The following is a 24,414-nucleotide window of genomic DNA, read 5'->3' on the forward strand; positions in this document are numbered from 1 at the left end:
CAGGCGGAAGGGCGGGTGAAGTGCGCGAACGTAGGGTTGAATACGTGTTCGGCAGACTGCGCGCGTGGGGTTCCGGCAAGGGCAAGCTGGTCGATGCCCTGTTCGTGGTGCCGCTCCTGCTGCTGTGCCTGACCGCCGCCGGCAACATCGCCAACGGCTCCCATCCGCCGGGCGCGCTCGGTCTGGACTACGTCGGGTACACGGCGATGTCGGCGGCGCTGCTCGCGCCGCTGCTGTGGCGCCGCAACCACCCCGTCCCGGTGTTCGCGATCATCGCGCTGCTCTCCTTCTTCCAGTGGCTCACCCACATCCAGCCGCTTCCCGCCAACGTCGCCGTCCTGGTGGCGCTGTACAGCGTCGTCTCCGGCCGCGCGCTGCGGTGGGGTCTCGCGGCGGGCGCGATCGTCGAGCTGGGCATCGTGCTGCTGCTGCTCCGCTACGGCACGATGACGGCGTTCTCCCTGGCCTCCGCGTCGGTGTTCATGGTCGCCACCTGGATCGCCGGCATCTACGCCAGCACCCGGCGGCGCTACCTGGAAGGGCTGGAGGAGCGGGCCGAGCGCGCCGAGCGTGAACGCGACCAGCAGGTCCGCATCGCCGCCGCGGCCGAACGGGCCCGCATCGCCCGCGAGCTGCACGACGTGGTGGCGCACAACGTCAGCGTCATGATCGTTCAGGCGGACGGGGCGGGGTACGCCATCGACGCCGATCCCGAGCAGGCCCGGCGGGCCGTGAGGACGATCTCCAGCACCGGGCGGCAGGCCCTGGCCGAGATGCGCCGTCTGGTCGGCGTGCTCCGGCAGGACGACGCGAGCGAGGAGGAGTACGCGCCGCAGCCGGGCGTGGCCGACCTGGACGGGCTCCTGCTGCACATCCGGCAGTCCGGCCTCCCGGTCGAGTACACGGTCACCGGCACGGCCTGCGACCTGTCGGAGGGGGTCCAGCTCGTCATCTACCGCATCGTCCAGGAAGCCCTGACCAACACCCTCAAACATGGCGGACCGGGCACACACGCGCGGGTCGATATGGAGTACGGTCCACGGGAGGTCCACTTGCGGGTGACCGATGACGGACGAGGCGCGGCGGCGCCCCGCGGCATCGACGGGCACGGGCTCATCGGCATGCGCGAGCGGGTCGCGATGTACGACGGCAGCGTGCACGCTTCCCCCAGCCCCGGAGGTGGGTTCCAGGTGACCGCACGACTCCCCGTGGCACGGGCCGCGTGAGCGTCCCGGGCGACCAGATCAGGGTGGTCCTGGTCGACGACCAGCAGCTCGTGCGCGCCGGCTTCCGCATGGTCCTCGGCGCCCAGCCCGACATCGAGATCGTGGGCGAGGCCGCGGACGGAGCCGACGCGGTCGAGCTGATGCGCACGGTGCGCGCCGACATCGTGCTGATGGACGTGCGCATGCCCCGCGTGGACGGCGTGGAGGCGACCCGGCTGATCCGCGCCATGCCGGACCCGCCCAAAGTGCTCATCCTCACCACCTTCGACCTCGACGATTACGCCTTCGCGGCGCTCAAGGCCGGGGCCTCGGGGTTCCTGCTCAAGGACGTGCCTCCGTCCGATCTGCTCAGCGCGATCCACTCGGTGCACGCCGGGGACGCGGTGGTCGCGCCCAGCACGACCAGGCGACTGCTGGAGCGCTTCACCGCCCACCTGCCGGGCGCGACGGCGCCCCAGGCGGAGACGCTGGGACAGCTCACCGCGCGCGAGCGCGAGGTGCTCGTGCTGGTCGGGCGCGGGCTGTCCAACGCCGAGATCGCGCGGCGGCTCACGCTGGCCGAGGCCACGGTGAAGACCCACCTCGGCCGGGTCCTCGCCAAGCTCGGCGTCCGCGACCGCGCGCAGGCCGTCGTGTACGCCTACGAGACCGGCCTGATCACCCCCCTGGCCAAGCCCTCCGACCGCTGACCGCTGCCGCGAGCCGGGCGGCCACGGCCGTCCGTGCGGTGCGGGTGTGCGGTGCGGGTGTGCGGTGCGGATGTGCGCCTCCGGCGGCGGCGGGTCGGCCGAAAGGGGGAGGCGCGGGTACCTCGAGGGTCGCACCGCCCGTCTGCGACGCCCCTCCAGGCCTACTCGAAGTCCCTTCCCTAGGGTCATGGCGGGCGAGATCGGCGGCCATAGCGTTGATCTCGCGGAATCTTCGCAGATCAATCCCCTACCGCTTGAGGAGCCAGCCGTGACCGTCATCGGAGAGGAAGCCGTCCTGCGGACCGCGCCCGCCGCGGTCGTCGCCCGTGGCGTGAGCAAGGTCTACGGCCACGGGGACGCGGCCGTGCACGCGCTGCGCGGGGTGGACGTCCGGTTCGAGACCGGTGCGTTCACCGCCATCATGGGCCCGTCGGGCTCCGGGAAGTCCACCCTGATGCACTGCCTGGCCGGCCTGGACACCGTGACCGACGGCGAGGTGCGCATCGGCGACGTCGACATCACCCGGCTCAGCGACAAGCGCCTGACGTTGCTGCGGCGCGAACGCGTCGGCTTCATCTTCCAGGCGTTCAACCTGCTGCCGACCCTCACCGCCGAGCAGAACATCCGCCTGCCGCTGGACATCGCCGGCCGCCAGGCCGACCAGGAGCTGTTCGAGGCGGTGATCCGCACGGTCGGGCTCGGCGACCGGCTCAAGCACCGGCCGAGCGAGCTGTCGGGCGGGCAGCAGCAGCGCGTCGCGGTCGCCCGCGCGCTGATCAGCAAGCCCCAGGTCATCTTCGCGGACGAACCGACCGGCAACCTCGACTCGCGCAGCGGCGCCGAGGTGCTGTCGTTCCTGCGCACCTCGGTCCGCGAGCTGGACCAGACCATCGTCATGGTCACCCACGACCCGGTCGCCGCCTCCTACGCCGACCGGGTGGTCTTCCTGCGCGACGGGATGCTGGTGACCGAGCTGGCGCAGCCGTCGCCGCAGAACGTGCTCGACACCCTGATGAAGCTGGAGGGCTGAGGTGTTCCGCACCACGCTGGCCGGGCTGCTGGCGCACAAGCTCCGGCTCCTGCTCACCTCGCTGGCGATCACCCTCGGGGTGGGCTTCATCGCCGGGACGTTCGTGCTGACCGACACGATCCAGGCGGGCCTGTCGCAGCGCATCGCCGCCTCGGCCGACAAGGTGGACGTGGCCGTGCTCCCGCCGGTCAGCACCAGCGAGAACCAGCCGCGGCTGACCGCGGCCGACCTGGCGGCGATCAAGAGCGTGGCCGGCGTCGCCGAGGCGCAGGGGCTGGTCCAGGGCAGCGCCGCGCTGCTCGGCAAGGACGGCAAGGCCGTCGGCGACTTCGCCACCACCGGCGTCTCGGTGGTCGGCGGCCGGCTGAACCGCACCGAGATCACCTCCGGCACCGCGCCGTCCGCCGCCGACCAGGTCGTCATCGACAAGAACACGGCGAAGACCCGCGGGTTCGCCGTCGGCGACACCGTCCGGGTGCTCGACGCCGACGGCCGGCCGCATCCCTTCAGCCTCGTCGGGTTGTTCGACGTCGGGGTGGACCAGCAGCTCGCCGTCACCGGCGCGGTGGGCTTCGCCCCCGCGACCGCCCAGACGATGACCGGCCAGAAGGGCTTCGTCGAGATCGACGTCGTCGCGGCACCGGGCGTCACCCCCGAAGGGCTGAAGGGCGCCGTCTCGGCCGCCGTGACCGGCCACGGCGCCCGCCTCTACACCGGCCACCAGCTCGCGCAGGAGCTGGCCAGGAGCAGCGGCGCCGACATCGACGTGATCGGCACGATGCTGCTGATGTTCGGCCTGGTCGCGATGTTCGTGGCCGCCCTGGTCATCTACAACACCTTCAACATCCTGGTGGCTCAGCGCGCCAGGGAGATGGCGCTGCTGCGCTGCATCGGCGCGACGCGCCGCCAGGTCTTCGGGTCCATCCTGCTGGAGTCGGCGGTCGTCGGCCTGCTGTCGTCGGCCCTCGGCCTGCTGGCCGGGCTCGGGCTCGGCGCGGGAGCGCTCGCCCTGCTCAGGACGCTCGGCATGGACGCGCCCGGAGGCGGCGTCTCGCTCGCGCCGCGGACCATGGCCCTCGCCCTCGCCGTCGGCCTGGTCGTCACCGTCGGGGCCGCGCTGCTGCCCGCGCGCACGGCCACCAAGGTCGCCCCGGTCGCGGCGCTGCGCAGCCAGACCGACGAGCACGCCTTCCGGACCGGGGTCCTGCGCGTCGTGTTCGCCATGCTGTTCCTGCTGGGCGGCGCCGGGGTCACCGCCTACGGCGTCATCTCCTCGCCCGGGCAGCAGGCCCTGTTCATCGTCATGGGCGGCGGCGTGCTCACCTTCCTCGCCGTGCTCATTCTCGGCCCGCTGATGGTCGGACCGCTCAGCACCTTCGCCGGATGGGCGCCCGCCCGGCTGTTCGGCGTCCCGGGCAGACTCGCCCTGGACAACTCCCAGCGCAACCCCAAGCGCTCGGCCACCACGACGGTCGCGCTGACCATCGGCGTGACGCTCATGACGCTCATCTCGGTCATCACCGCCACCACGCGCGCCACGTACACGGCCAAGCTGGACGACCAGTTCCCCATCGACTACATGATCTCGCCGCAGGAGGACCTGACCTCAAGTGCCGACGCGCTGCTCCCCCGCGCGCTCGCCGACGGCCTGCGCGCCCGGCCCGAGCTCGCCTCGACCGTCGAGTTCCGGCAGGCGGCCGCCCGGATCGGCGACACCAGGCGCACGAACGACGTCGGCGCGTTCAGCGGCCCGTACCAGCCGGCGCTCAGCGAGGGCTCCATGCGGGGCTTCGCCCCGGGCTCGGCGGTGATCGCCGACGACCTGGCCAAACGGCTCGGCACCGGGCCGGGCGGCTCGATCACGGTCAGGACGCCCAAGGCGGGGGCCGTACGGCTGAAGGTGCTCGGCCTGTTCGACCCGGAGTCGACCCCGCTGCCGGCCGTCACCGTGCCCGACACCGAGTTCGACCGGTACTTCGGCCCGCTCGGCGACAGCCGGCTGATCGTCAACGTCAAGGACGGCGTGACGCCCGACGTCTCCCGGCGCGCCGTCGAGGCCGCGACCGAGCCGTACCCGACGGCCAAGGTGCTCAGCGCCACCGAAGCCCGCGGACAGTTCGACGAGGCGCTCGACATGGCCTTGATGATCATCAGTGGGCTGCTGGGCCTGGCGGTCCTGATCTCGCTGCTCGGCATCGCCAACACCCTCAGCCTGTCGGTGCACGAACGCACCCGCGAGTCGGCGCTGCTGCGCGCTCTCGGGCTGACCCGGCCGCAACTGCGCCGGATGCTGTCGGTCGAGGCGCTGATCCTCGGCCTCATCGGGGCCCTGGTGGGGGCGGTGCTCGGCGTCGCGTACGGCTGGGCCGCCTCGCGGACGCTGATGGAGGGCGTACTGTTCCGGGTCCCGGTCACCCAGGTGCTGCTGTTCGTCCTGCTGTCGGGCGCGGCGGGCGTACTGGCGGCGGTCCTGCCGGGCCGCCGCGCCGCCCGCGCCTCCATCGTCGGCTCCCTCGCCGCCGACTGAACTCGGCCAGGCGCGGTGGGCGGTCCGGACGACGTCGGCCACCCGCGCGGGCCGGGCCCACCCGCGGCCGGGCCCGTCGCCAGGTGGGTCCGGCCGCGTACCGGCGGCGCCCGGCCTACCGGGGGCGCCGTCCCGACCACTGTTCGACGACGGCCTCCGGAGTGAGCAAGGGGCGGATGGACACCTCGCCGGTGGCGCGGTCGATGACCACGCACCCGCCCCCCACGATCGCCGGCAGCGCGCTCGGATCCTGCGGCTCGGGCGGCCGCGGCCAGGCGACGTACCCCTCGTCGAAGGCGTAGAGCCCGACCTCCGTGGCCCACTCGGCCGGCAGCGGGCCGTTGAAGTACTCCTCGGCCACCACCCGCGCCTGCTCCGCCGACATCCCGTGCCCGCTCACAGCCGCCTCCCCCGCCGGTCGAGCGCCACGCAGAACACCCCGGCCACCGGGCCGGGCGGTGGGTCCACGGAGGTGTGACCGCGCTGGGCGTCCACCCACACGACCTCCCCCGCGGCGTTGACGGCGTTCCACGCGTGGTTGCCGCCGGAGGGCCAGCGGGTGACCAGCACGGCCGCCGCACCATGGCCGCCGGCGCCCAGCCGCTCGGCGACCAGGGCGTACGCGCGGCGGCCCTGCCCGACGTACTCGAAGCGGTGCCCGAGCCAGCGTTCGGCGCGGGCCACGCCGCCGGGCTCGCCGCCGAGCGAGGGCCGGCCGAGGCGGTCGTACTCGGGCTGCCGCGGAGCCGCCACCACCGGCTCGCCGTGCCAGGTGGAGATCACCGCGAGCGCGCAGTCGAGCGAGTTCGTCGCCCGAAAGGGATCGTCGGACGGGCCCTCGCCGTTGATCAGACGGATCCACGTGCCGCGCGGGTCGGCGAAGCGCGCCCCCTCGGGCACCGCCTGGCACAGGTCGCGCTGCACCTGCGGATCGGGCCAGGCCAGCCCACCCGACATGCCGTACGGGCGCGCGAGGTCGAGCCGGGGCGGACGGCCAGGACCGTCGAACCAGTCGCCCGCCACCACCCCCGGCCACACCCCATTACCGAGATCCCCGCCCAGCACCTCCTGATCGCCGCCCAGCACACCCGGATGCCCGCCCAGCACACCGGGACCGTCGCCCAGCGAACCGGGACCGCTGCTCAGCACACCCGAATGCCCGCCCGACACACCGGGACCGCCGCCCGACACACCGGGACCGCCGGACAGACCTGGACCGCCCGGCGCATCAGGATCGCCGCTCGCACCGCCTGGACCACCATGAGCGGACGCCCCTTGCTCATACGCGGACTCGCGTCGAACATGGGCCGGGCCGTGCCCGCCACGCTCCGGGTGGCGGCGTCCGCGAGCCGGAGCGTCCTGCGTGGAAACGAGGTGGTGACGACCGGACGCGGGCCCGAGTCGCGCGGGCGCGCCCTGCGCGGACAAGAACGACGCGGACACAGACTGCGCCGACACAGGCTGCGCCGACACCGACTGGGCGGACACAGGCTGCGTCGACACCGACTGCGCCGACACGGGCTGGGTGGACACAGGCTGCGCCGACACCGACTGGGCGGACACCGACTGTGCCGACAGGGGCTGGGCGGGTGCGGGCTGTGGAGGGGGGGCCGCTTTCCAGCGTGGGAGGGTGAACCCGTCCTGCCAGAGAGCGGTGTCCGGCGCGGGGACCGGGGCGGTCTCGCGTGGCTGCCGCCGGAACCCCTCGGTGTCCAGCGGCGTGGTGTTCCCCGTTCCGCTCGCATGGGCCGGCGGCCGTTCGCCCGGCGCTCGGGCCTGCGGCGTTTCCCACGGCGAGACATGGCCATCAGGCGTACGGCTCTCCGGTGAGCCCTCCGGGGCGCGGGCCAGGCCCGGGATCTGGATCTGCCCCGGCGAAGGTGCCATCTCGTAGCCCTGGAGAACCGCCGGCACGGGCTCCTGCCGGCTGGTGAGCGGATCGGCCGACGACGGCCGCCATTCGTCCGCGGGGATCTCCGCGGCCAGCTCGTAGTCACGCCAGCGGACGCCGTCGGAGGTGACGACAGGGTTGTACCCCACCTCGGCGACCCGCGTCCCCACGGGCCTCCCCGCCTCCGACGCCATCGGCGGCTCCGGCGGCCCGGGGGGCCCCGGCCGTAGCCCCGGTAGCCCCGGCGGCCTGAGCGGCCCCGGGGCGTCGTGGCCGTCGCGGGACCTGCGCCGCGACGCCCCCGCGCGCGACTGACCCCCGTGACTGGTTCCGGTCATTGTGCTCCCCCAAGTTCCGCACCGACCCGGTCAGAGGCCGATCGTAGGGGCGCCGCGCGGACCCGGCGTGCCGATTGCGGCATTCACCTGGGACCACACGCCGGGCCGGGCGGCGCGGGAAAGGCGAAGGAAAGCGGATAATCAGCGCGATCACCTCGTGTGGGGGAGGGTTCAGTCCTTCGGGGCGAACGGCGACACGATGCCGCCTCCTGACAACACCCTCTCCAGCGCCTCCCGCATCGACTTGCCGTCGTTCAGATGCGGGAACGGCTCGCCGGCGGGGACGTCCACGCCCAGAAACCGGCAGAGCGGCTCCCACCCCTCGCGCACGTCGAACACCAGCAGCCGCTCCGGCGGCAGGCTCTCCTTCACCGTGGCCGTGTGCCGCTCGAACGCCGCGATGGCGGCCTTCTCGTCGGGCAGGCCCTCACGGAAGGGTCGGTCGCTGTCCAACGCCTCCCGCACCATGCGGTCGAGCAGCGGGCTCATGGTCACCATGGACGTGTACAGATCGGCGGCCTCCGGCGGCATGTTCTCCGACAGCTGCCGTGCCGGGCCGTTGGCGATGAGCATCTGCATGCTCGCGTACCAGGCGTGCGGGTCGCGGACCGTGAGAATCACCTTGGCCGCCGGGTACTTCGCCGCCAGCTCACGCCAGAAGTGCGAGGCCGGCCAGTCCACCGCGGACCGGAATCCCTCGAACAGGTGCTCCCAGTCCGCCGTGTCGCTGGTGGCCAGGGCGGCCCACCTCTGGGTGAGGCCGGGGTTCGTCATGACGTCGAACATGTGATGGCAGGGCCCGAAGGCCAGCCGTTGCAGTGCCGCCTTCATCGAGCTCGTACCGGTGCGCGGAAACCCCGCGCCGATCACGGTCAGCATGTCGCTCCTCCATTACGTGTCGGCATTACGTGTCGGCATTACGTGTCGGCTCCCCGATCCCGGGGCTGCGAGCACAGGCCCGGTGATCACTCATATGCCGAACGGCGGCGCCGAAGGTCAGCACCGGCGGCTGGTCGCCGGACCCCGGGCCGACCACCAGAGAACCACCTGGCTCGATCCCCGCCCACCAGGCCGACCAGGCCGAACGCGATGATCGCGTGTCGCACGACAGGGGACTGTACGGTCTTGGACGGCCCTCTCGTCCCAGCGCCGCGCCGTGAACCTCAGCCCCCGGGCCGGCACCGCGCCGGCTTCCCGGGGAAAGGCCACGCGGTCAGCCGGTCGGTCGGCGAGCGGTGCGGCGGGAGCGGGTCAGAGCCAGCCCGCCGAGGAGCATGGCGATCAGTCCCACCACCAGAGCCACGTAGCCCCCGACTATTCCGTAGCCGGTGCCGGGACCACCCTTGGCGGCGGCCACGACCAGCCCGCCGATGACCATGCCCCCCAGCCCCGCCACCAGGGCCACGATGGCCCCTCTCCTCCCGTCGCCGCTGCCGATGCGACCGGCGGAGCGGGCCAGAGCCAGCCCGCCGATGACCACGCCCGCCAGCCCCAGCAGCGCGCCCACGCCGGACCAGAGACGCCCGGTGGTCAAGGCGTAGGCACTGACGGGGTCCGGCTGGGCCAAGACGTGCGCGGCCGCCGGTGTGGCGAGCCCGAACCCCGACAGCAGCGCGGCCGCGGCGGCGGCAAGCACGAATCGGACTGACATGAGGTGCTCCTTCTCCTACGACTGGATGTCGCCCGATCATGTCCGCCGGACCTACCGCCGGTCGTCCAGCGGACGATGGCGATCCGCGCTGCCGCCGATGCCGCAGCCGGCTACAGCGGACGTCGCAGGAGCCGCGAAGGTACCGCGTGTGCGGTAGCCGGTCGATCATCCATGGGCAGGACTCGCCCACGCGGACGTCCGGCTAAGGTGCGCCCATGAGCACAGGACGGGCCGGTGTCACAGACTGGGTGATCGCCGTCGGCGTGGCGGCGGCGCTGCTGGTCACCGGGCTGTCAGGGCAGGGCTCCGCCACGTACCTCGACCTGCTCGGATACGGGCTGCTGGGGGTCGGCGGCCTGGTGCTGGCCGCGCGCCGCCGGGCTCCGGTTCCGGTCCTGGCCGTCACCGGGCTGTGCGCGGTGGGTTACCAGGCGGCCGGGTTCGACGTACCCGCCATCGCGTACCTGTTCGCGGTGTACGCCGCCGTACGGGCGGGACACCGCGTCATCACCGTGGCGGCGAGCGTGACCATGCTGGCCGCGCTGCCCATCGCGGCCCTGGCCTCGGGCCTGCACGACACGGGCGAGGCGTTCGCGCAGGCCCGGGGTGCTCTTGAGCTGGCCTGGCTGGTCGCGGCCGGCGCCGCGGGTGAGGCGCTGCGACAGGCCGAGGCGCGGGCGGAGGAAGCAGAGCGCACCCGGGAGGAGACCGCGCGACGCCGCGCCGACGAGGAGCGGTTGCACATCGCGCGGGAGCTGCACGATTCGCTCACCCACCAGATCTCGGTCATCAAGGTGCAGGCCGAGGTCGCCGTCCATGTGGCCCGGAGGCGGGGTGAACAGGTGCCGGAGGCCCTGCTGGCGATCCAGGAGGCCGGACGTGAGGCGACCCGGGAGCTGCGCGCGACCTTGGAAGCGCTGCGCGACGACGACACGACCCCGCCGCGTGGGCTCGACCACGTTGAGGAGCTGGTGGAACAGGCTCGGAGGAGCGGCCTGGACGCGACGCTGACGATCGAAGGGCGACGGCACGGTCTGCCGGCCGCGGTGGACCGGACCGTCTACCGGATCGTTCAGGAGTCGCTCACCAACATCGTCCGGCATGCCGCGGCCGCCACCGCGTCGGTCGGGGTCCACTACCGCCCAGGCGCCCTGGAGATACGCGTCGAAGACGACGGCAAGGCCACACCGGACACCGCGCCGGTGCCCGGTGTCGGGCTGCTCGGGATGCGCGAACGTGTCACCGCCCTCGGGGGCCGCCTGCGCGCGGAGCCGCGTGGTGAGGGCGGCTTCACCGTCCACGCAGAACTCCCTGTGGATCGGACGCCATGATCCGTGTCCTGCTGGTCGACGATCAGCCGCTCCTGCGCAGCGGATTCCGCGCGCTCCTCGACCTCGAAGACGACATCGAGGTGGTGGCCGAGGCCGGCGACGGGATGGAGGGCCTGGCTCTGGCCAAGGAACATCTGCCCGATGTCGCGCTCATCGACATCCAGATGCCGCTCGTCGACGGCATCGAGGCGACCCGGCGCATCGCCGCGGACCCGGCTCTGGCCGGGGTGCACGTCGTCATCCTGACCAACTACGGCTTGGACGAACACGTCTTCAAAGCCCTGCGTGCCGGCGCGGCCGGATTTCTCGTCAAAGACGTCGTGCCGGAAGACTTCCTGCACGCCGTACGCGTCGCCGCGCGTGGCGACGCGCTGCTCGCGCCGTCGATCACCCGCATGCTCATCAACAGATACCTCACCCAGCCGGTCAGCACCGGCACCGGCACGGGGCTGAAAGAGCTGACCAACCGCGAACGCGAGGCCGTCGCACTGGTAGCGCAGGGGCTGTCCAACGACCAGGTCGCCGACCGCATGGTGATCAGCCCGATGACCGCGAAAACCCACATCAACCGGGCCATGGCGAAGCTCCGCGCCCGCGACCGTGCCCAACTCGTGGTCCTCGCCTACGAATCCGGCCTGGTGACTCCGGGCAGCTCCTGACATCTCCTCCTCATCGGCCCGTGGTCCGAGCGCGGCGCCGTATCGTCGTCCTTCTCCAGAGACGTGGTCGCCGGTCCCGGCGGACGCCAGATTTCGCTCACCGATCCCGCCGCGCCCAGATTCCGGATGAGTCTCACTTGACGACGACGAGGATGGAGTGCCAGCCGGTGGCACCGTCGGGGGCGGGCGGGGAGTAGTCGGCGGTCTGGGTCTGGCCGGTGGCGTCGGTGGCGCGCACCTCGATGGTGTGCTTGCCGGGGGTGGCGTCCCAGTCGTCCACCACCCACTGCCGCCAGGTGTCCGGGCCGGGGACCGCGGCCAGCCGCGCCTGCCGCCACGTCCCCTTGTCCACGCGGACCTCGACGGCGTCGACGCCCCGGTGCTGCGCCCAGGCCACGCCGGCGATGGCCGTGCGGCCGGCGGGGATCGTGGACCCGCCGCGCGGCAGGTCGATGCGCGACTCGGTCTTGATCGGGCCCTTGGGCGCCCAGCCGCGCGGCGTCCAGTACGCCTCGTCCTGGTCGAAGCGGGTCACCTTGATGTCGGTGACCCACTTGGTGGCCGAGACATAGCCGTACAGTCCGGGGACGACCTGGCGCACCGGGAAGCCGTGGGAGACGGGGAGCGCCTCGCCGTTCATCGCGACGGCGAGCAGCGCGTCCCGGCCGTCCATCACGATGTCCACCGGCGTGCCGCAGGTCCAGCCGTCGGAGGAGGTGGACAGCAGCATGTCGGCCCCCGAGCGGATGCCGGCGTCGCGCAGCACGTCGGCCAGGCGGGCGCCGAGCCAGCGCGCGTTGCCGACGTAGTTGTCCCCGACGTCGTTGGACACGCAGGTCAGCGTGACGTCGGCCTCCATGAGGGGCCGCTTGAGCAGGTCGGCGAAGGTGATCTCGACGGGCCGGTCCACCATGCCGTGGATCTTCAGCGTCCACGTCTTCGGGTCCACCTGCGGGACGACCAGAGCCGTGTCGACACGGTAGAAGTCGCGGTTGGGCGTCGTGAAGGGCGACAGGCCGTCCAGGCGGAAGTCCACTCCGGAGGGAAGCGGCTTGGCCGGCGTCGCCGCCCTGGGCAGGGCGAGCTTGGCGCGTTCGGTGGAGACGTCGAGCCGGCCGCCGAGGGCGCGTCCGATCAGCCCGCCCGCCCCGGCCACCACGACGCCCGCGGCGACCCCGCCGAGCAGGGCGCGCCGGTCGAACTCGGGCTCCTCGGCCGTTGCCCGCATGACGGCGGGACGCCCGGCCGGCCGCTCTTCGGCGCCCTCCGGCTCCCCCGGCGTACCGGCCACCACGGCACCGGCCGCGGAGGACCCCGTGGCCGAGACACCGGCCGCGGAGGGACCCGTGGCCGAGACACCGGCCCCGGAGGAACCGTTGGTGGAGGGATCGCGCAGGTCCTCGCCCCGGTGGAGGTCCTGCGTGGCATGCTCCCCTGGCATGGCCGTACCCGAGGGGGCGGGCGGGTCGTCGTAGCGCGGGAAGCCGTAACCCGGTTCGGCGTCGGGCCACGCCCGGCGGACCAGGATGCGAAGCGCCCAGGCCCCGGCCGCCGCGCCGGCCGCCGAGGGCAGCACGTCGAGCACCGCGCCGTCGGGCCGGGTGACCGCGGCGACCGCGCCGACCACGCCGAAGGCCAGCAGCCCGGCCGTGGCGTACCCCGCGCGGCGGCGGGCCAGCAGGCCGAGACCGGCGGCGACGAGGGCGAGCACCACCACGATGCCCGAGATGAGGACGAACTTGTCGCTGGCGCCGAAGGTGCGGATGGCCCATTCCTTCAGCGCGGCCGGCGTGCGGTCGACGGCCGCGTCGCCGACCGCGATGACCGGAGACGCCTTCGGGTCGAGCAGCCCGGCGGCGAGCTGGCCGATGCCCAGGGCCACCGCGCCCGCCACGAGGCCGATGAGCGCCGCCGCCCATGCCTGCCCGCGCGGGCGCGTCTGGTTGAGGTTCACAGGACGAACGCTACGCCTGAACCGGTCGCCCGGATCTTACGCCCCGGTTACGGGGCCTTCCCCGCGAGCAGCTCGTGCAGGACGGGCACCAGGGCATGGAAGGCCCGGCCCCGGTGGCTGACGGCGTCCTTGTCGGCCGGGGACAACTCGGCGGTCGTGCGGTCCTCGCCCTCGGGGACGAAGATCGGGTCGTACCCGAACCCGTTGGACCCGCGCGGGGCGCGGATCAGCGTGCCGGCGAGCGTGCCCTCGACGACGCGCTCGTCGCCGCCGGGCAGGGCGAGCGCCGCCGCGCAGGCGAAGTGGGCGCCCCTGCGGCCGTCCGGCACGTCCGACACCTGGGCGAGCAGCAGCCGTAGGTTGGCGGCGTCGTCGCCGTGGGAGCCCGACCAGCGGGCGGAGAACACCCCGGGCATGCCGTTGAGCGCGTCGACGCACAGCCCGGAGTCGTCGGCGATGGCCGGCAGCCCGCTCGCCGAGGCGACGGCGTGCGCCTTGATCAAGGCGTTCTCGGCGAACGTGAGCCCGGTCTCGGCGATCTCGCCGATCTCGGGGAACCGCTCGAGCCCGATCAGCTCGATCTTCTCGTCGGCGTCGGCGAGGATGCGCCGCAGCTCGACGATCTTGCCTTCGTTGCGGGTGGCCAGGACCACCGTGCGCACCACGCTCACGACAGGACGCGGCGCTGGAGGGCGGTGAGCTCGGCACAGCCCGCGCCGGCCAGGTCGAGCAGGGAGTCGAGGGTGGAGCGGTCGAAGGGGATGCCCTCGGCGGTGCCCTGGACCTCGACGAACTCCCCCGAACCGGTCATGACGACGTTCATATCGGTCTCGGCGGCGACGTCCTCGGTGTAGCACAGGTCGAGCAGCGGGGTGGCGCCGACGATGCCGACCGAGACGGCGGCGACGGAGTTGACCAGCGGGTCGCCGGGGCACATCTTGCGCTTGCGCATCCAGGCGATGGCGTCGGCGAGGGCGACGTAGGCCCCGGTGATGGCGGCCGTGCGCGTGCCGCCGTCGGCCTGCAGCACGTCGCAGTCGAGCACGATGGTGTTCTCGCCGAGGGCCTTGTAGTCGACGCAGGCGCGCAGCGAGCGGCCGATCAGCCGCGAGATCTCGTGGGTGCGGCCGCCGATCTTGCCGCGCACCGACTCGCGGTCGCTGCGGGTGTTGGTCGAGCGGGGCAGCATGGCGTACTCGGCGGTGATCCAGCCGAGGCCGCTGCCCCTGCGCCACCGCGGCACGTTGTCCTGCACCGTGGCGGCGCACAGCACCCGGGTGCCGCCGAACTCCACCAGGACCGAGCCCTCGGCGTGGGCGAGCCAGTCGCGGGTGATCGTGACCGGCCGGAGCTGGTCGGGACTGCGTCCATCATCACGTGCCATGGGCTCACCTTAGGTCATACACGGCCCCGCTCCGCGCGAGTTCCACCCGCCCCTCGAACCCTCCGCGCCCGGCCTCCCGCAGGATCTGCTCCGGGTCGTTCCAGGGCACCAGATGGGTGAGCACGAGCGTGCCGGCGCCGGCGCGGGCGGCGTGCTCGGCGGCCTGGCGGCCGTTCATGTGCAGGCCCTCCGGGTTGCCGGGCCGGTCGAGGAACGACGCCTCGCACAGCAGCACGTCGGCCCCGGCGGCGAGCTCGACCAGCTCGGCGGACTCCCCGGTGTCGGCCGAGTAGGCGACCGCGTGGCCGCCGTGCGCGACGCGGAAGCCGTAGGTCTCGACGGGGTGGTTCATCTGGGCGGCCGTCACCTCGAACGGCCCCACGGAGAACGTGCCGGGCGCGAGCGCCGAGAAGTCGAAGGCGGTCTCCAGTCCCGGCTCGTCGTCCATGCCGTAGGCCGCGCCCAGGCGGCGCGGGGCGTCCTTCGGGGCGTGGACGGGGACGCGCGGCAGCGGGCCCGACGGCGCGTAGGTGCGCACGACGTGGTAGGAGCACATGTCCAGGCAGTGGTCGGCGTGCAGGTGCGACAGGCAGATGGCGTCCACGTCGTACAGGCCGATGTGGCGTTGCAGGGCTCCCAGGGAGCCGTTGCCGAAGTCAAGGAGCAGGCGGAACCCCTCGGCCTCCAGCAGGTAGCAGGACGCGGGACTGTCAGGGCCGGGGAAGCTCCCGGAACAGCCCACGATCGTCAATCTCACGGCGGACTCCTCACTCGGCGCGGTAGCGCCTTGTCACACTGACGCGACGCGGTCAGCACTGTTCGTTCGCGCGCCCCGGCACGGGTGTCCCGACCCAGGGTGTCCCGGCACGGCGGGCGCCGCACCCGGCACGGCGGGCGCCGGGCGCGACCCTGCCGGCCCCGCCCGCCGTCCACGCCCCGTCCCATCGGGGCGCGTGTGGTCTCAGTTGGGCGCGGCGAGCGCCCCTTCGCCGGAGATGTCGCCCACCAGCGCGCGCTCGACGTCGACGATCTCCGGTCCGAGGAACCGCCGCCCGAGGTGGGCGAACATGGCGCCGTCGCCCGTCGCGCGGAACCTGTGCCGGGGCGTCCCGCTCCGCGCCGCGAGGCCGCGATCGTGCAGGACACGGTAGACGTCCTTGGCCGTCTCGTCCGCGCTGGACACGAGTGTGACGCCGTTGCCGGCCACGTAGGAGATCGCGCCGGTCAGCAGCGGGTAGTGGGTGCAGCCGAGGATCAGCGTGTCGCAGCCGTCGTCGACCACCGGCCGGAGGTACTCGCGGGCGACCTCGATCAGCTCGTCGCTCATCGTCTCGCCGCGCTCGACGAACTCCACGAACCGGGGGGCGGCCACTCCGGTCAGCCGCACGTCGGGGGCCGCGGCGAAGGCGTCGTGGTAGGCCATGGACTCGATGGTCGCGCGGGTGGCGATGACGCCGACCCGGCCGTTCCTCGTGGCGCGGACGGCCCGCCGGGCCGCGGGCTGGATGACCTCCACCACGGGGACGTCGTACCGCTCGCGGGCGTCGCGCAGCACGGCGGCGCTGGCGCTGTTGCAGGCGATCACCAGCATCTTCACGTCGTGCTCGACGAGGTGGTCCATGACCTCCAGCGCGTACGCGCGCACCTCGGCGATGCGCTTGGGCCCGTACGGCTGGCGCGCGGTGTCGGCGACGTACAGGATCGACTCGTTCGGGAGCTGGTCGATGATCGCCCGGGCGACGGTGAGGCCACCGACGCCGCTGTCGAAGATCCCGATCGCGGGGCCGTGCCCGTCATTCTGCTCTTCCACGGCGTCGATCATGCTGACCCATGGCGCGTGGGCGACGCTCCCGATGTCCACCATGATCCCAACATTAGGGGACCGTGGACAATCGCTCTTGGTAAGAATGCTCACATTGGAGTAATCCCTCACCGGGCCGTCCGTCCCGGCGGGGCCCGCGCACGGCCACCGTCCCGCGTCCCGCGTGCCACCCGGCCGTCGCGCGGCCCGCCCGCCGTTCGGCCGTCGCACCGCCCGCGTGCCGCCCGGCCGTCGCGCGGCCCGTCCGCCGCTCAGCCACGGCCGAGCCGGGCGAGCTGACGCGACTGGGCGACCAGGTTGCCCGCGGAGTCCCAGATCTCGACGTCCTCGTCGAACCACCCGTCCCTGATCAGGCGCCCGTGGCCGACGACCTTCAGCCAGCCGGGGACGGGCAGCCCTCGCAGGTGCCAGGTCAGCTCGACCGTCGGCGCCCATCCCCTGGCGCCCGCGGAGAACACGACCGGCGGCAGCGCGTCCACGGCCATCGCCAGGATGTAGGGGTCGGGGTCCTGCGGCTCGGCCATGCGGAAGTACGCGCGCGACTCCGGTCGCCCGGTCGGCGTGCCGGTGAACCAGCCGATGGTGGGCGGGTCGAACCGGGTCTCGATCTGGGCGTTGAACGTCATGTTCGACTCGTCCTTGGGGGACGGCAGCGGGAGGCACTCCTCCACCGCAGGCATGGCGACCGCGGGCTCGCCGATCCACTCGCTCGGGCCGTCGCCGAGGGTGGCGGTCGTCACCAGCGTCTCGATGTAGGAGACATCGTCCTGGACCAGGGTCGCGCGGGTCATCGCGGCGGTCCGGCCGGCCTTGAGCTGCTCCAGCCGGACGCGGGCGGGCCCGGGCCTCGGGGCCCGCAGGAACTGCGCGGCGGTGGACACCGGGTGCTCGTACGGGGAGGCGTCGACGACGGCCCGCAGCACGGCGGCCATGAGGTACCCGCCGTTGAGCGGCCCGCCGATCGCGTAGCCGGGGTCGAGGCAGACGTCGTAGGTGGTCGCGTCGACCCTGATCGCCTGCGTCGCCTCGTCGAACTTCGTCATCTGCTCCCTGGCCCCGTCCCGCGCGAAACGAACCGAATTTCGTTCTGGAAGCCTCACCCTACCGAGGTCCGCACGGCCCGTGGAAAGCGGCCTGCAAGTGCTTCGCTACCGCGGCGATCTAGCCTCGCGGCGGATCCCTTCCCACCTGAGGACAATCCCCCTATCCATCGAAAGCGGAGCCATGGCAGGCCAACCCCTCCCCCCGTACCCGTTCAACGAGGACCCCGACCGGACGGTGTCCTACCGGCACCCGTCGCCCGGCCGGCACGCCGCTCCGGGGACCCAGTCCTTCACCTACGCCGCGCCGCCCCTCGCCGGGCCGACGCAGGCCGGGGAGCCCGCGTGGCAGCACGTGCAGATCGGCGCGCCGCCGCCGCCACCGCCCGCCCGCAGGCGGGGGCGGGGCTGGCTGCTGGCGATCGTCGCCGCCGTCGTCGTGGCGCTGGTCGGGGGCGGCGGCGTGTACGCGATGACCCTGCTCAGCGGCGGCGGCGCCCAGCCTGAGGACGTCCTGCCCGCGGGGACCATGGCGTACGTGCGGCTCGACCTCGACCCGGCCGCGAACCAGAAGCTCGCGCTGTTCCAGCTCGCGCGGAAGTTCTCCGCGACGCGGGGCGCGTTCACCGGCGACGACCCGCGCCGGTCGCTGTTCGAGCTGCTGCGCCAGGGGGACTCCGGCCTGGCCGAGGTGGACTACGCCCGCGACGTCGCCCCGTGGCTCGGCGACCGCGTCGGCCTCGGCGTGCTGGCGCCGAAGGCGGGCTCCGGCACGCCGCGGGTGGTCGCGGCCGTGCAGGTCACCGACGAGGACAAGGCCCGCGCCGGGGTGCGCAAGCTGAACACCGGCGGCGAGCTGAAGGGCCTGGCGTTCCGGGAGGGCTACGCGATCCTCGCCGAGACGCAGGCGGAGGCCGACGCCTACGCCACGGCCGCGCCGCTGTCGGGCGAGGCCGCCTTCGCCACCGACCGTGAGGCCGTGGGCGAGCCGGGCGTGCTGTCGTTCTGGGGCGACGCCGGCCGGATCGCCAGGGCCGCGCAGGCCACCGGCGCCACCCCGCCCGCGGGCACCCTCGACATGGTGAAGAACGTGCGCTTCGCCGGGGCGCTGCGCTTCGACGGCGGGTACGCCGAGCTGACCGGCATCTCCCGCGGCGGGACGATGAAGGCCCCCGCCGCCGTGGAAGGCGCGCGGCTGTCGCGGCTGCCCGCCTCGACCGTGGGCGCGCTGTCGGTGTCCGGCCTCGGCGAGCTGCTGGCCGGCCAGTGGCCGCAGATCACCGAGGCCGCCGACGGCGCCTCGGGCGGCCGGTCGTTCTCCGACTTCGTCCAGCAGGCGCGGCAGACCTACGGCATCTCCCTCCCCGAGGACCTGGTGACGCTGCTGGGCCAGAACCTCACCGTGGCCGTGGACCAGCGCGGCCTGGACGGCGAGCTGCCCAAGGCCGGCGCCGTGCTCACCACCGACCCGGCCAAGGCGCAGGCGGTCGTCGCCAAGATCGAGAAGTTCGTCGCCGACTCAGGGACGGCGGCGCCGCAGATCGCCAAGGTCGCGGCCGATGGACGACTCGTCCTCGCCAGCTCTCAGGAGTACGCCGCCGAGCTCGCCAAGGACGGCGCGCTCGGCGACAGCGAGACCTTCACCACCGCGGTCCCGGACGCGGACTCCGCGGCGGCCGCGCTCTACATCGACCTGGACAAGATCGAGAAGTACTACCTGGACGACCTGAGCGGCGAGGAGCGGGCCAGCGCCCAGGTGCTGCGCGCGGTGGGCCTCAGCGCCCGGCGGTCCGGCGACATCACGTCCTTCAGCCTGCGCGTCCTGTTCAACTGAGCCTCGGGACCGCGGCGCCTCCGGGACCGCGGCGCCCTGCCGACCACGGAAAGCCGGACCGACCCGGTGGGACGCCGGTCCGGCCAGGACGCGGTCCGGCCAGGACGCGGTCCGGTCCGGGGCGGGAAGACGAACGCGGGCCCCCTCTCCAGGGAGAGGGGGCCCGCACTCGTGAGCGTGAAGAGCGGGCCTCAGGCCCAGAGCTGGCCCTCCAGGCGGTCCTCCGCCTGGTCCAGCGTGCCCTCGTAGGCGCCGGTGGACAGATACTTCCAGCCGCCGTCCGCCACGATGAACACGATGTCGGCGCGCTCCCCGGCCTTGACCGCCTTGGCCGCCATACCGAGCGCGGCGTGCAGGGCGCAGCCGGTGGAGATCCCGGCGAAGATGCCCTCGGAGCCGAGCAGCTCGCGCGTGCGGCGCAGCGCGTCCGCCGAGGTCACCGAGAAACGCGTGGTCAGCACGTCGGCGTCGTAGATCTCGGGGATGAACCCCTCGTCCACGTTGCGCAGCCCGTACACCAGCTCGCCGTACCGCGGCTCGGCCGCCACGATCTGCACGCCGGGCACGTGCTCGCGCAGGTAGCGCCCGACGCCCATCAGGGTGCCCGTGGTGCCGAGACCGGCCACGAAGTGGGTGATGGAGGGCAGGTCCCGCAGGATCTCCGGCCCCGTCGACTCGTAGTGGGAGCGCCAGTTCGCCGGGTTGCCGTACTGGTAGAGCATCACCCAGGACGGGTTCTCGGCGGCCAGCCGCTTGGCCACCCGCACCGCCTCGTTGGACCCGCCCGCCGCCGGCGAGGGGATGATCTCGGCGCCCCACATGCGCAGCAGCTGGCGGCGTTCCTCGGAGGTGTTCTCCGGCATCACGCAGATCAGCTTGTAGCCCTTGAGCCGGGCCGACATCGCCAGCGAGATGCCGGTGTTGCCGGAGGTGGGCTCCAAGATCGTGCAGCCGGGCGTGAGCAGGCCCTCCTTCTCGGCCTGCTCGATCATCCACAGCGCCGGGCGGTCCTTGACCGACCCGGTCGGGTTGCGGTCCTCCAGCTTGGCCCAGACGCGAACGTCCGCGGACGGGGACAGGCGCGGCAGACCCACCAGAGGGGTGTTCCCGACCGAGTCGATCAGCGAGTCGAAGCGCATGACTAGCGCATGCCTCCGGCCACGGCGGGCAGGACGGTCACGGTGTCCCCGTCGGCGACGGGGGTGTCCAGGCCGCCGAGGAACCGCACATCCTCGTCGTTGAGGTAGACGTTGACGAACCGGCGCAGGCCGGAGTCGTCGACGATGCGCTCCCTGAGCCCGGGATGGCGGGACTCGAGGTCGCCGATCAGGTCGGAGAGAGTCGCACCCGCGGCGTTCACCGACTTGGCGCCGTCGGTGTAGGTGCGGAGGATGGTCGGAATGCGAACCTCGATGGCCATCGCGTGTTTCTCCTTGGTCAGTGGTCGTCACGGGACACCCAACGTGTGCGAACACGCGGGGCGGGGCTGGGATTCCTGCGTTCAGGAACAGTCGTAGACGACGGTGAACGGAGTGTGCGCGAAAAGATGGTTCTGCACAGGGGACGACCGGCCGGGGCGCACGCGGGCGCTCGGCGACACCGGATCGGTCATCAGCATGTTCCCAACTCTACCGCTTCCCCTGCGAGCCTCACGAGGAGACGATCTCCACCTGCTCCTCGGTCACGACCCCGTCCACCACGCGGAACGAGCGGAACTGCACATCATCGGGATCGGCCGTGGAGACCAGCACATAGTGGGCGTTCGGCTCGGAGGCGTAGCTGATGTCCGTGCGGGACGGGTACGCCTCGGTCGAGGTGTGCGAGTGGTAGACGACCACCGGCTCCTCGTCGCGGTCGTCCATCTCGCGCCACACGCGGAACTGCTCCATCGAGTCGAAGCGGTAGAACGTCGGCGACCGCTCGGCGTTCTCCATGGGGATGAAACGCTCGGGCCGGTCGGAGCCCGCCGGACCGGCGATCACCCCGCATGCCTCGTCCGGGTGATCGGCCCAGGCGTGGGCGATGATCTTGTCGACCAGTTCCCGTGAGATCGTGAGCATGCCTGGAAGTTACCAAAGGGCGCGGACCAGCGTGTCCTGGAGGTAGGTCAGCCAGTCGTAGGTGACGTACGCCGGGTAGCGCGGGTCGTCCTCGGCCATCCCGGCCAGCTCCTCGTGCACCTCTTCTGTGACCTCCAGGCGCACGCCGAGCGCCAGGCGCACGTCGTTCAGCGCGCGCAGCCACGCCTGCGCCTGCTCGCCGGTCAGCTCGACCTTGCCCTGCTCGGCGGTCTTCAGCAGCACCTCGGCGTCGGCCCGCTTGCCCTCGCGCAGCGTCGCCTCGGTGTAGCGGCGGAAATCGGCGGCCGCCTCGTCGTCGTCGGCGTAGGCGGAGGGGAAGAGCCGGGCCAGCACCGGATCGGACGGCGCCGTCGCCGAGCCGATGCCGAGCGCCCGCTCGAGCGGGTCGTCCCCCGTCGCGCCCGGCTCCACCAGGCCGAGCACCTGCGACACCAGCGAGCGCAGGATCGAGGCCTCCCCGGCGTCCAGCAGGATCGCGACCCCACCGCCACGCGTCGCGCTGAAGCCCGTGCTCACGCCGAATCTCTCTGGACGGTGGCCCACAAGCCGTAGGAGTGCAGGATCTGCACGTCGCGTTCCATCTCCTCACGGGTGCCACTGGCCACGACGGCCTTGCCCTTGTGGTGCACGTCGAGCATCAATTTCTCGGCCTTGACCTTGGGGTAGCCGAAGACCGTCTGCAGGACGTAGGTCACGTACGACATGAGGTTGACCGGGTCGTTCCACACGATCGTCAGCCACGGAAGGTCGGGACGGACGTCCGTCGACGGACGCTCGACCTCGGCTGGAGCGGTACTACCCACGTTCCCATCCTGCCCTACGCCAGTCGTAGTCTTCGACTTGTGAAGATGGCCATGAGCAGCGCGTTGCTCACCGATCACTATGAGCTGACGATGCTGCAGGCGGCATTGGACAGCGGGGCGGCGCACCATCGGGCGGTGTTCGAGGTCTTCGCCCGCCACCTGCCCCTGGGCCGCCGGTACGGCGTCGTCGCGGGCACCGGGCGGGTGCTGGACGCCCTCGCGGACTTCCGCTTCGGCGATGCCGAGCTGGCGTTCCTGCGCGAGCGGCGGGTGGTGAACGACCGCACGCTCGACTTCCTCGCCTCCTACCGGTTCTCCGGCGACGTGTACGGCTACCGGGAGGGCGAGTGCTACTTCCCCGGCTCGCCGATCATGGTGGTGGACGGCACGTTCGCCGAGGCTGTGCTGCTGGAGACGGTGATCCTGTCGATCCTCAACCACGACTCCGCGGTCGCCTCGGCGGCGTCCCGCATGACGCACGCCGCGGGCGACCGGCCGATCATCGAGATGGGCTCGCGGCGCACGCACGAACGGGCCGCCGTCGCCTCGGCGCGGGCGGCCTACCTCGCGGGCTTCTCCTCCACCTCCAACCTGATGGCCGGCAGCGTGTACGGCGTGCCGACGGCCGGCACCAGCGCGCACGCCTTCACCCTGCTGCACGGCAGCGAGTACGACGCCTTCCAGGCGCAGATCGACTCCCTCGGCCACGACACCACGCTCCTGGTGGACACCTACGACGTCGCCAAGGCCGTGCGCACGGCGGTGGAGCTGGCCGGGCCCGGGCTCGGCGCCGTGCGCATCGACTCCGGCGACCTCGCGGTGGTCGCCCGCGAGGTGCGCAAGCTCCTCGACGGGCTCGGCGCCACCAAGACGCGCATCGTGGTCACCAGCGACCTGGACGAGTACGCCATCGCCGCGCTCGCCGCCGCGCCCGTCGACGGGTACGGCGTCGGCACCTCGGTGGTCACCGGGTCGGGGGCCCCCACGGCGTCCATGGTCTACAAGCTCGTCGCCCGCGAGGACGGCGAGGGCGTGCTGCGGCCGGTGGCCAAGAAGTCGGTCGGCAAGCCGAGCCGGGGCGGCAGGAAGGACGCCTTCCGCGTCGTCGAGGACGGCGTCGCCGCCGCCGAGCTGGTCACCACCGCGCCCGGCGCCCCCGCTCCCGAGGGCGCGCGGCCGCTGCTGCACACGCTGGTGCGCGGCGGCGAGATCGTCGGCAGGGAACCGCTGGAGGCCGCCCGCGAGCGCCACCGCGCCTCCGTCGCCGAACTCCCCGTCCTCGCCCACCAACTCTCCCAAGGCGACCCCGTCATCCCCACCCTCTTCTCCTGACCCGCAGCCCCACCACTGCCTCCCCGTCTCACCTCACCGCCGGCCGAGACCGCCCCGCCCGACCAGACGTGCTCCATCGGCGCCGGGCCGGCGGGGTGGGGTACGGCGAAGCCGGCGCCGTTGTACGGCGCCCGGCCGGAGCGCCCTGGGCCGGGTCAGGCTGTTCTGAGGATGGGGGTGCCTGTCAGGGCGACGCCGGCGGTGGTGAGTTCGGTGAGGGCCGCTTCGGTGGTGGCGGGGGCGACGCCGGCCGTGAGGTCCAGCAGAACGCGCACGGCGAAGCCGTTGTTCGCGGCGTCGAGCGCGGTGGCGCGCACGCAGTGGTCGGTGGCGATGCCCACCACGTCCACCCGCTCGACCCCGCGCGTGGTCAGCCACTCGGCCAGCCCGGTGCCCGCGCCGCTGGCGCCCTCGAAGCCGCTGTAGGCCGCGCTGTGCCGGCCCTTGCTGAACACCTCCTCCACGGCGGAGGTGTCGAGCGCCGGGTGGAAGTCGGCCCCGGAGGTGCCCACGACGCAGTGGGCGGGCCAGGTGCGCTGGTAGTCGGGGTGCTCGGCGAAGTGGTCGCCGGGGTCGACGTGGTAGTCGCGGGTCGCCACGACGTGGTCGTACCCGCCCGTGGCGGCGTGCGGACCGATGGCGGCGGCGACCTCGGCGCCGCCGCCCACCGCGAGGCTGCCGCCCTCGCAGAAGTCGTTCTGCACATCGACGATGACAAGCGCGCTCTTCAAGCCGGTCTCCCTGGAGATGACGGGACGGGAATGTCGGACGCTCGGGCCGGAGCGCCGGTGCGCCGCGTGCTCATGGTGGTGCCGGTCACCC

Annotated in this window: 24 protein-coding genes; 8 read left to right on the plus strand and 16 right to left on the minus strand. The window is 72.8% G+C overall.

The window, feature by feature from the left end:
* Positions 1–44: 44 nt before the first annotated feature.
* The 4 genes from ACWEN6_RS15830 (at position 45) to ACWEN6_RS15845 (ending at position 5,472) form a co-directional block, all read left to right on the plus strand.
* Positions 45–1,226 (plus strand): sensor histidine kinase, encoded by a 1,182-nt coding sequence (locus ACWEN6_RS15830; protein WP_452570844.1) that lies wholly within the window; start codon positions 45–47, stop codon positions 1,224–1,226.
* Positions 1,223–1,915, plus strand: coding sequence for a response regulator transcription factor (locus tag ACWEN6_RS15835; protein ID WP_354842018.1), 693 nt, complete (start codon positions 1,223–1,225; stop codon positions 1,913–1,915). Before ACWEN6_RS15830 ends, ACWEN6_RS15835 begins: the two co-directional genes overlap by 4 nt.
* 268 nt (positions 1,916–2,183) lie before the next feature.
* The gene (locus ACWEN6_RS15840; RefSeq protein WP_354842016.1) at positions 2,184–2,945 is read left to right on the plus strand and encodes an ABC transporter ATP-binding protein; all 762 of its coding nucleotides are present in this window, start codon (positions 2,184–2,186) and stop codon (positions 2,943–2,945) included.
* Position 2,946: 1 nt separating this feature from the next.
* Positions 2,947–5,472, plus strand: a complete 2,526-nt coding sequence (locus tag ACWEN6_RS15845; protein WP_452570845.1) for an ABC transporter permease — start codon at positions 2,947–2,949, stop codon at positions 5,470–5,472.
* Between the two features lie 115 nt (positions 5,473–5,587).
* On the opposite strand, the gene ACWEN6_RS15850 is transcribed toward ACWEN6_RS15845, so the two are convergent.
* From ACWEN6_RS15850 to ACWEN6_RS15865, 4 genes are all read right to left on the minus strand, one after another.
* On the minus strand, positions 5,588–5,872 hold the full coding sequence (locus tag ACWEN6_RS15850) for a hypothetical protein (protein ID WP_452570846.1): 285 nt from the start codon (positions 5,870–5,872) through the stop codon (positions 5,588–5,590).
* Positions 5,869–6,621 (minus strand): toxin glutamine deamidase domain-containing protein, encoded by a 753-nt coding sequence (locus ACWEN6_RS15855; protein ID WP_452570847.1) that lies wholly within the window; start codon positions 6,619–6,621, stop codon positions 5,869–5,871. The genes ACWEN6_RS15850 and ACWEN6_RS15855 overlap by 4 nt, the downstream gene beginning before the upstream one ends.
* Positions 6,622–7,872: 1,251 nt before the next feature.
* Positions 7,873–8,580, minus strand: a complete 708-nt coding sequence (locus ACWEN6_RS15860; RefSeq protein WP_452570848.1) for a sulfotransferase family protein — start codon at positions 8,578–8,580, stop codon at positions 7,873–7,875.
* Between the two features lie 334 nt (positions 8,581–8,914).
* Positions 8,915–9,352, minus strand: a complete 438-nt coding sequence (locus tag ACWEN6_RS15865) for a DUF6223 family protein (RefSeq protein ID WP_452570849.1) — start codon at positions 9,350–9,352, stop codon at positions 8,915–8,917.
* Between the two features lie 215 nt (positions 9,353–9,567).
* On the opposite strand from ACWEN6_RS15865, the gene ACWEN6_RS15870 reads away from it, so the two are divergent.
* Both ACWEN6_RS15870 and ACWEN6_RS15875 read left to right on the plus strand, forming a co-directional pair.
* A complete protein-coding gene (locus ACWEN6_RS15870; protein ID WP_452570850.1) occupies positions 9,568–10,683 on the plus strand; it encodes a sensor histidine kinase in 1,116 nt (371 codons plus the stop codon).
* Complete coding sequence (locus ACWEN6_RS15875; RefSeq protein ID WP_452570851.1) at positions 10,680–11,342, plus strand: response regulator; 663 nt, start codon at positions 10,680–10,682, stop codon at positions 11,340–11,342. The genes ACWEN6_RS15870 and ACWEN6_RS15875 overlap by 4 nt, the downstream gene beginning before the upstream one ends.
* 133 nt (positions 11,343–11,475) lie before the next feature.
* Here the strand turns inward: ACWEN6_RS15875 and ACWEN6_RS15880 are convergent, their stop codons facing one another.
* From ACWEN6_RS15880 to ACWEN6_RS15905, 6 genes are all read right to left on the minus strand, one after another.
* Entirely contained in the window at positions 11,476–13,296 is a 1,821-nt protein-coding gene (locus tag ACWEN6_RS15880) for a molybdopterin-dependent oxidoreductase (RefSeq protein ID WP_452570852.1), read from the minus strand.
* A gap of 47 nt (positions 13,297–13,343) precedes the next feature.
* Positions 13,344–13,967: an RdgB/HAM1 family non-canonical purine NTP pyrophosphatase gene (rdgB, locus tag ACWEN6_RS15885; protein WP_452570853.1), complete on the minus strand. Its 624-nt coding sequence runs from the start codon at positions 13,965–13,967 to the stop codon at positions 13,344–13,346.
* Positions 13,964–14,680 (minus strand): ribonuclease PH, encoded by a 717-nt coding sequence (rph, locus tag ACWEN6_RS15890; RefSeq protein ID WP_354841991.1) that lies wholly within the window; start codon positions 14,678–14,680, stop codon positions 13,964–13,966. Before rph ends, rdgB begins: the two co-directional genes overlap by 4 nt.
* A 4-nt stretch (positions 14,681–14,684) precedes the next feature.
* A complete protein-coding gene (locus tag ACWEN6_RS15895; protein WP_452570854.1) occupies positions 14,685–15,437 on the minus strand; it encodes an MBL fold metallo-hydrolase in 753 nt (250 codons plus the stop codon).
* Between the two features lie 204 nt (positions 15,438–15,641).
* Positions 15,642–16,502 (minus strand): glutamate racemase, encoded by an 861-nt coding sequence (gene murI, locus ACWEN6_RS15900; RefSeq protein ID WP_452570999.1) that lies wholly within the window; start codon positions 16,500–16,502, stop codon positions 15,642–15,644.
* Positions 16,503–16,753: 251 nt separating this feature from the next.
* Positions 16,754–17,545, minus strand: a complete 792-nt coding sequence (locus ACWEN6_RS15905) for a thioesterase family protein (RefSeq protein WP_452570855.1) — start codon at positions 17,543–17,545, stop codon at positions 16,754–16,756.
* A 181-nt stretch (positions 17,546–17,726) separates the two neighbouring features.
* Between ACWEN6_RS15905 and ACWEN6_RS15910 the strand changes: the two genes are divergently transcribed.
* Positions 17,727–19,376: a DUF3352 domain-containing protein gene (locus ACWEN6_RS15910; RefSeq protein ID WP_452570856.1), complete on the plus strand. Its 1,650-nt coding sequence runs from the start codon at positions 17,727–17,729 to the stop codon at positions 19,374–19,376.
* Between the two features lie 191 nt (positions 19,377–19,567).
* Here ACWEN6_RS15910 and ACWEN6_RS15915 read toward each other — a convergent pair whose 3' ends face one another.
* The 5 genes from ACWEN6_RS15915 to clpS form a co-directional block, all read right to left on the minus strand.
* Entirely contained in the window at positions 19,568–20,515 is a 948-nt protein-coding gene (locus ACWEN6_RS15915) for a PLP-dependent cysteine synthase family protein (protein ID WP_354841980.1), read from the minus strand.
* A gap of 2 nt (positions 20,516–20,517) precedes the next feature.
* Positions 20,518–20,796 carry a MoaD/ThiS family protein gene (locus ACWEN6_RS15920; RefSeq protein ID WP_354841977.1) on the minus strand — a complete coding sequence of 93 codons (279 nt, stop codon included), beginning with the start codon at positions 20,794–20,796 and terminating at the stop codon, positions 20,518–20,520.
* 229 nt (positions 20,797–21,025) lie between these two features.
* Positions 21,026–21,436 carry a M67 family metallopeptidase gene (locus ACWEN6_RS15925; protein WP_354841974.1) on the minus strand — a complete coding sequence of 137 codons (411 nt, stop codon included), beginning with the start codon at positions 21,434–21,436 and terminating at the stop codon, positions 21,026–21,028.
* Between the two features lie 9 nt (positions 21,437–21,445).
* A complete protein-coding gene (locus ACWEN6_RS15930; RefSeq protein ID WP_354841972.1) occupies positions 21,446–21,973 on the minus strand; it encodes a DUF2017 domain-containing protein in 528 nt (175 codons plus the stop codon).
* Positions 21,970–22,260 (minus strand): ATP-dependent Clp protease adapter ClpS, encoded by a 291-nt coding sequence (gene clpS, locus ACWEN6_RS15935; RefSeq protein ID WP_354916606.1) that lies wholly within the window; start codon positions 22,258–22,260, stop codon positions 21,970–21,972. Before clpS ends, ACWEN6_RS15930 begins: the two co-directional genes overlap by 4 nt.
* A gap of 45 nt (positions 22,261–22,305) precedes the next feature.
* Between clpS and ACWEN6_RS15940 the strand changes: the two genes are divergently transcribed.
* Positions 22,306–23,592: a nicotinate phosphoribosyltransferase gene (locus ACWEN6_RS15940; protein WP_452570857.1), complete on the plus strand. Its 1,287-nt coding sequence runs from the start codon at positions 22,306–22,308 to the stop codon at positions 23,590–23,592.
* Between the two features lie 155 nt (positions 23,593–23,747).
* On the opposite strand, the gene ACWEN6_RS15945 is transcribed toward ACWEN6_RS15940, so the two are convergent.
* Positions 23,748–24,323 carry a nicotinamidase gene (locus ACWEN6_RS15945; RefSeq protein ID WP_380826936.1) on the minus strand — a complete coding sequence of 192 codons (576 nt, stop codon included), beginning with the start codon at positions 24,321–24,323 and terminating at the stop codon, positions 23,748–23,750.
* Positions 24,324–24,414: the final 91 nt, after the last annotated feature.

Source organism: Sphaerisporangium sp. NPDC004334 (assembly GCF_053602655.1).

Bases quoted from the DNA above. Each gene is read 5' to 3' on its own strand.
- ACWEN6_RS15860 (WP_452570848.1), bottom strand. From the start codon at position 8,580: ATGCTGACCGTGATCGGCGCGGGGTTTCCGCGCACCGGTACGAGCTCG.
- ACWEN6_RS15940 (WP_452570857.1), top strand. From the start codon at position 22,306: ATGGCCATGAGCAGCGCGTTGCTCACCGATCACTATGAGCTGACGATG.
- ACWEN6_RS15910 (WP_452570856.1), top strand. From the start codon at position 17,727: ATGGCAGGCCAACCCCTCCCCCCGTACCCGTTCAACGAGGACCCCGAC.
- ACWEN6_RS15905 (WP_452570855.1), bottom strand. From the start codon at position 17,545: ATGACGAAGTTCGACGAGGCGACGCAGGCGATCAGGGTCGACGCGACC.
- rph (WP_354841991.1), bottom strand. From the start codon at position 14,680: ATGGCACGTGATGATGGACGCAGTCCCGACCAGCTCCGGCCGGTCACG.
- ACWEN6_RS15915 (WP_354841980.1), bottom strand. From the start codon at position 20,515: ATGCGCTTCGACTCGCTGATCGACTCGGTCGGGAACACCCCTCTGGTG.
- ACWEN6_RS15865 (WP_452570849.1), bottom strand. From the start codon at position 9,352: ATGTCAGTCCGATTCGTGCTTGCCGCCGCCGCGGCCGCGCTGCTGTCG.
- ACWEN6_RS15875 (WP_452570851.1), top strand. From the start codon at position 10,680: ATGATCCGTGTCCTGCTGGTCGACGATCAGCCGCTCCTGCGCAGCGGA.
- ACWEN6_RS15920 (WP_354841977.1), bottom strand. From the start codon at position 20,796: ATGGCCATCGAGGTTCGCATTCCGACCATCCTCCGCACCTACACCGAC.
- murI (WP_452570999.1), bottom strand. From the start codon at position 16,502: ATGATCGACGCCGTGGAAGAGCAGAATGACGGGCACGGCCCCGCGATC.
- ACWEN6_RS15925 (WP_354841974.1), bottom strand. From the start codon at position 21,436: ATGCTCACGATCTCACGGGAACTGGTCGACAAGATCATCGCCCACGCC.
- ACWEN6_RS15870 (WP_452570850.1), top strand. From the start codon at position 9,568: ATGAGCACAGGACGGGCCGGTGTCACAGACTGGGTGATCGCCGTCGGC.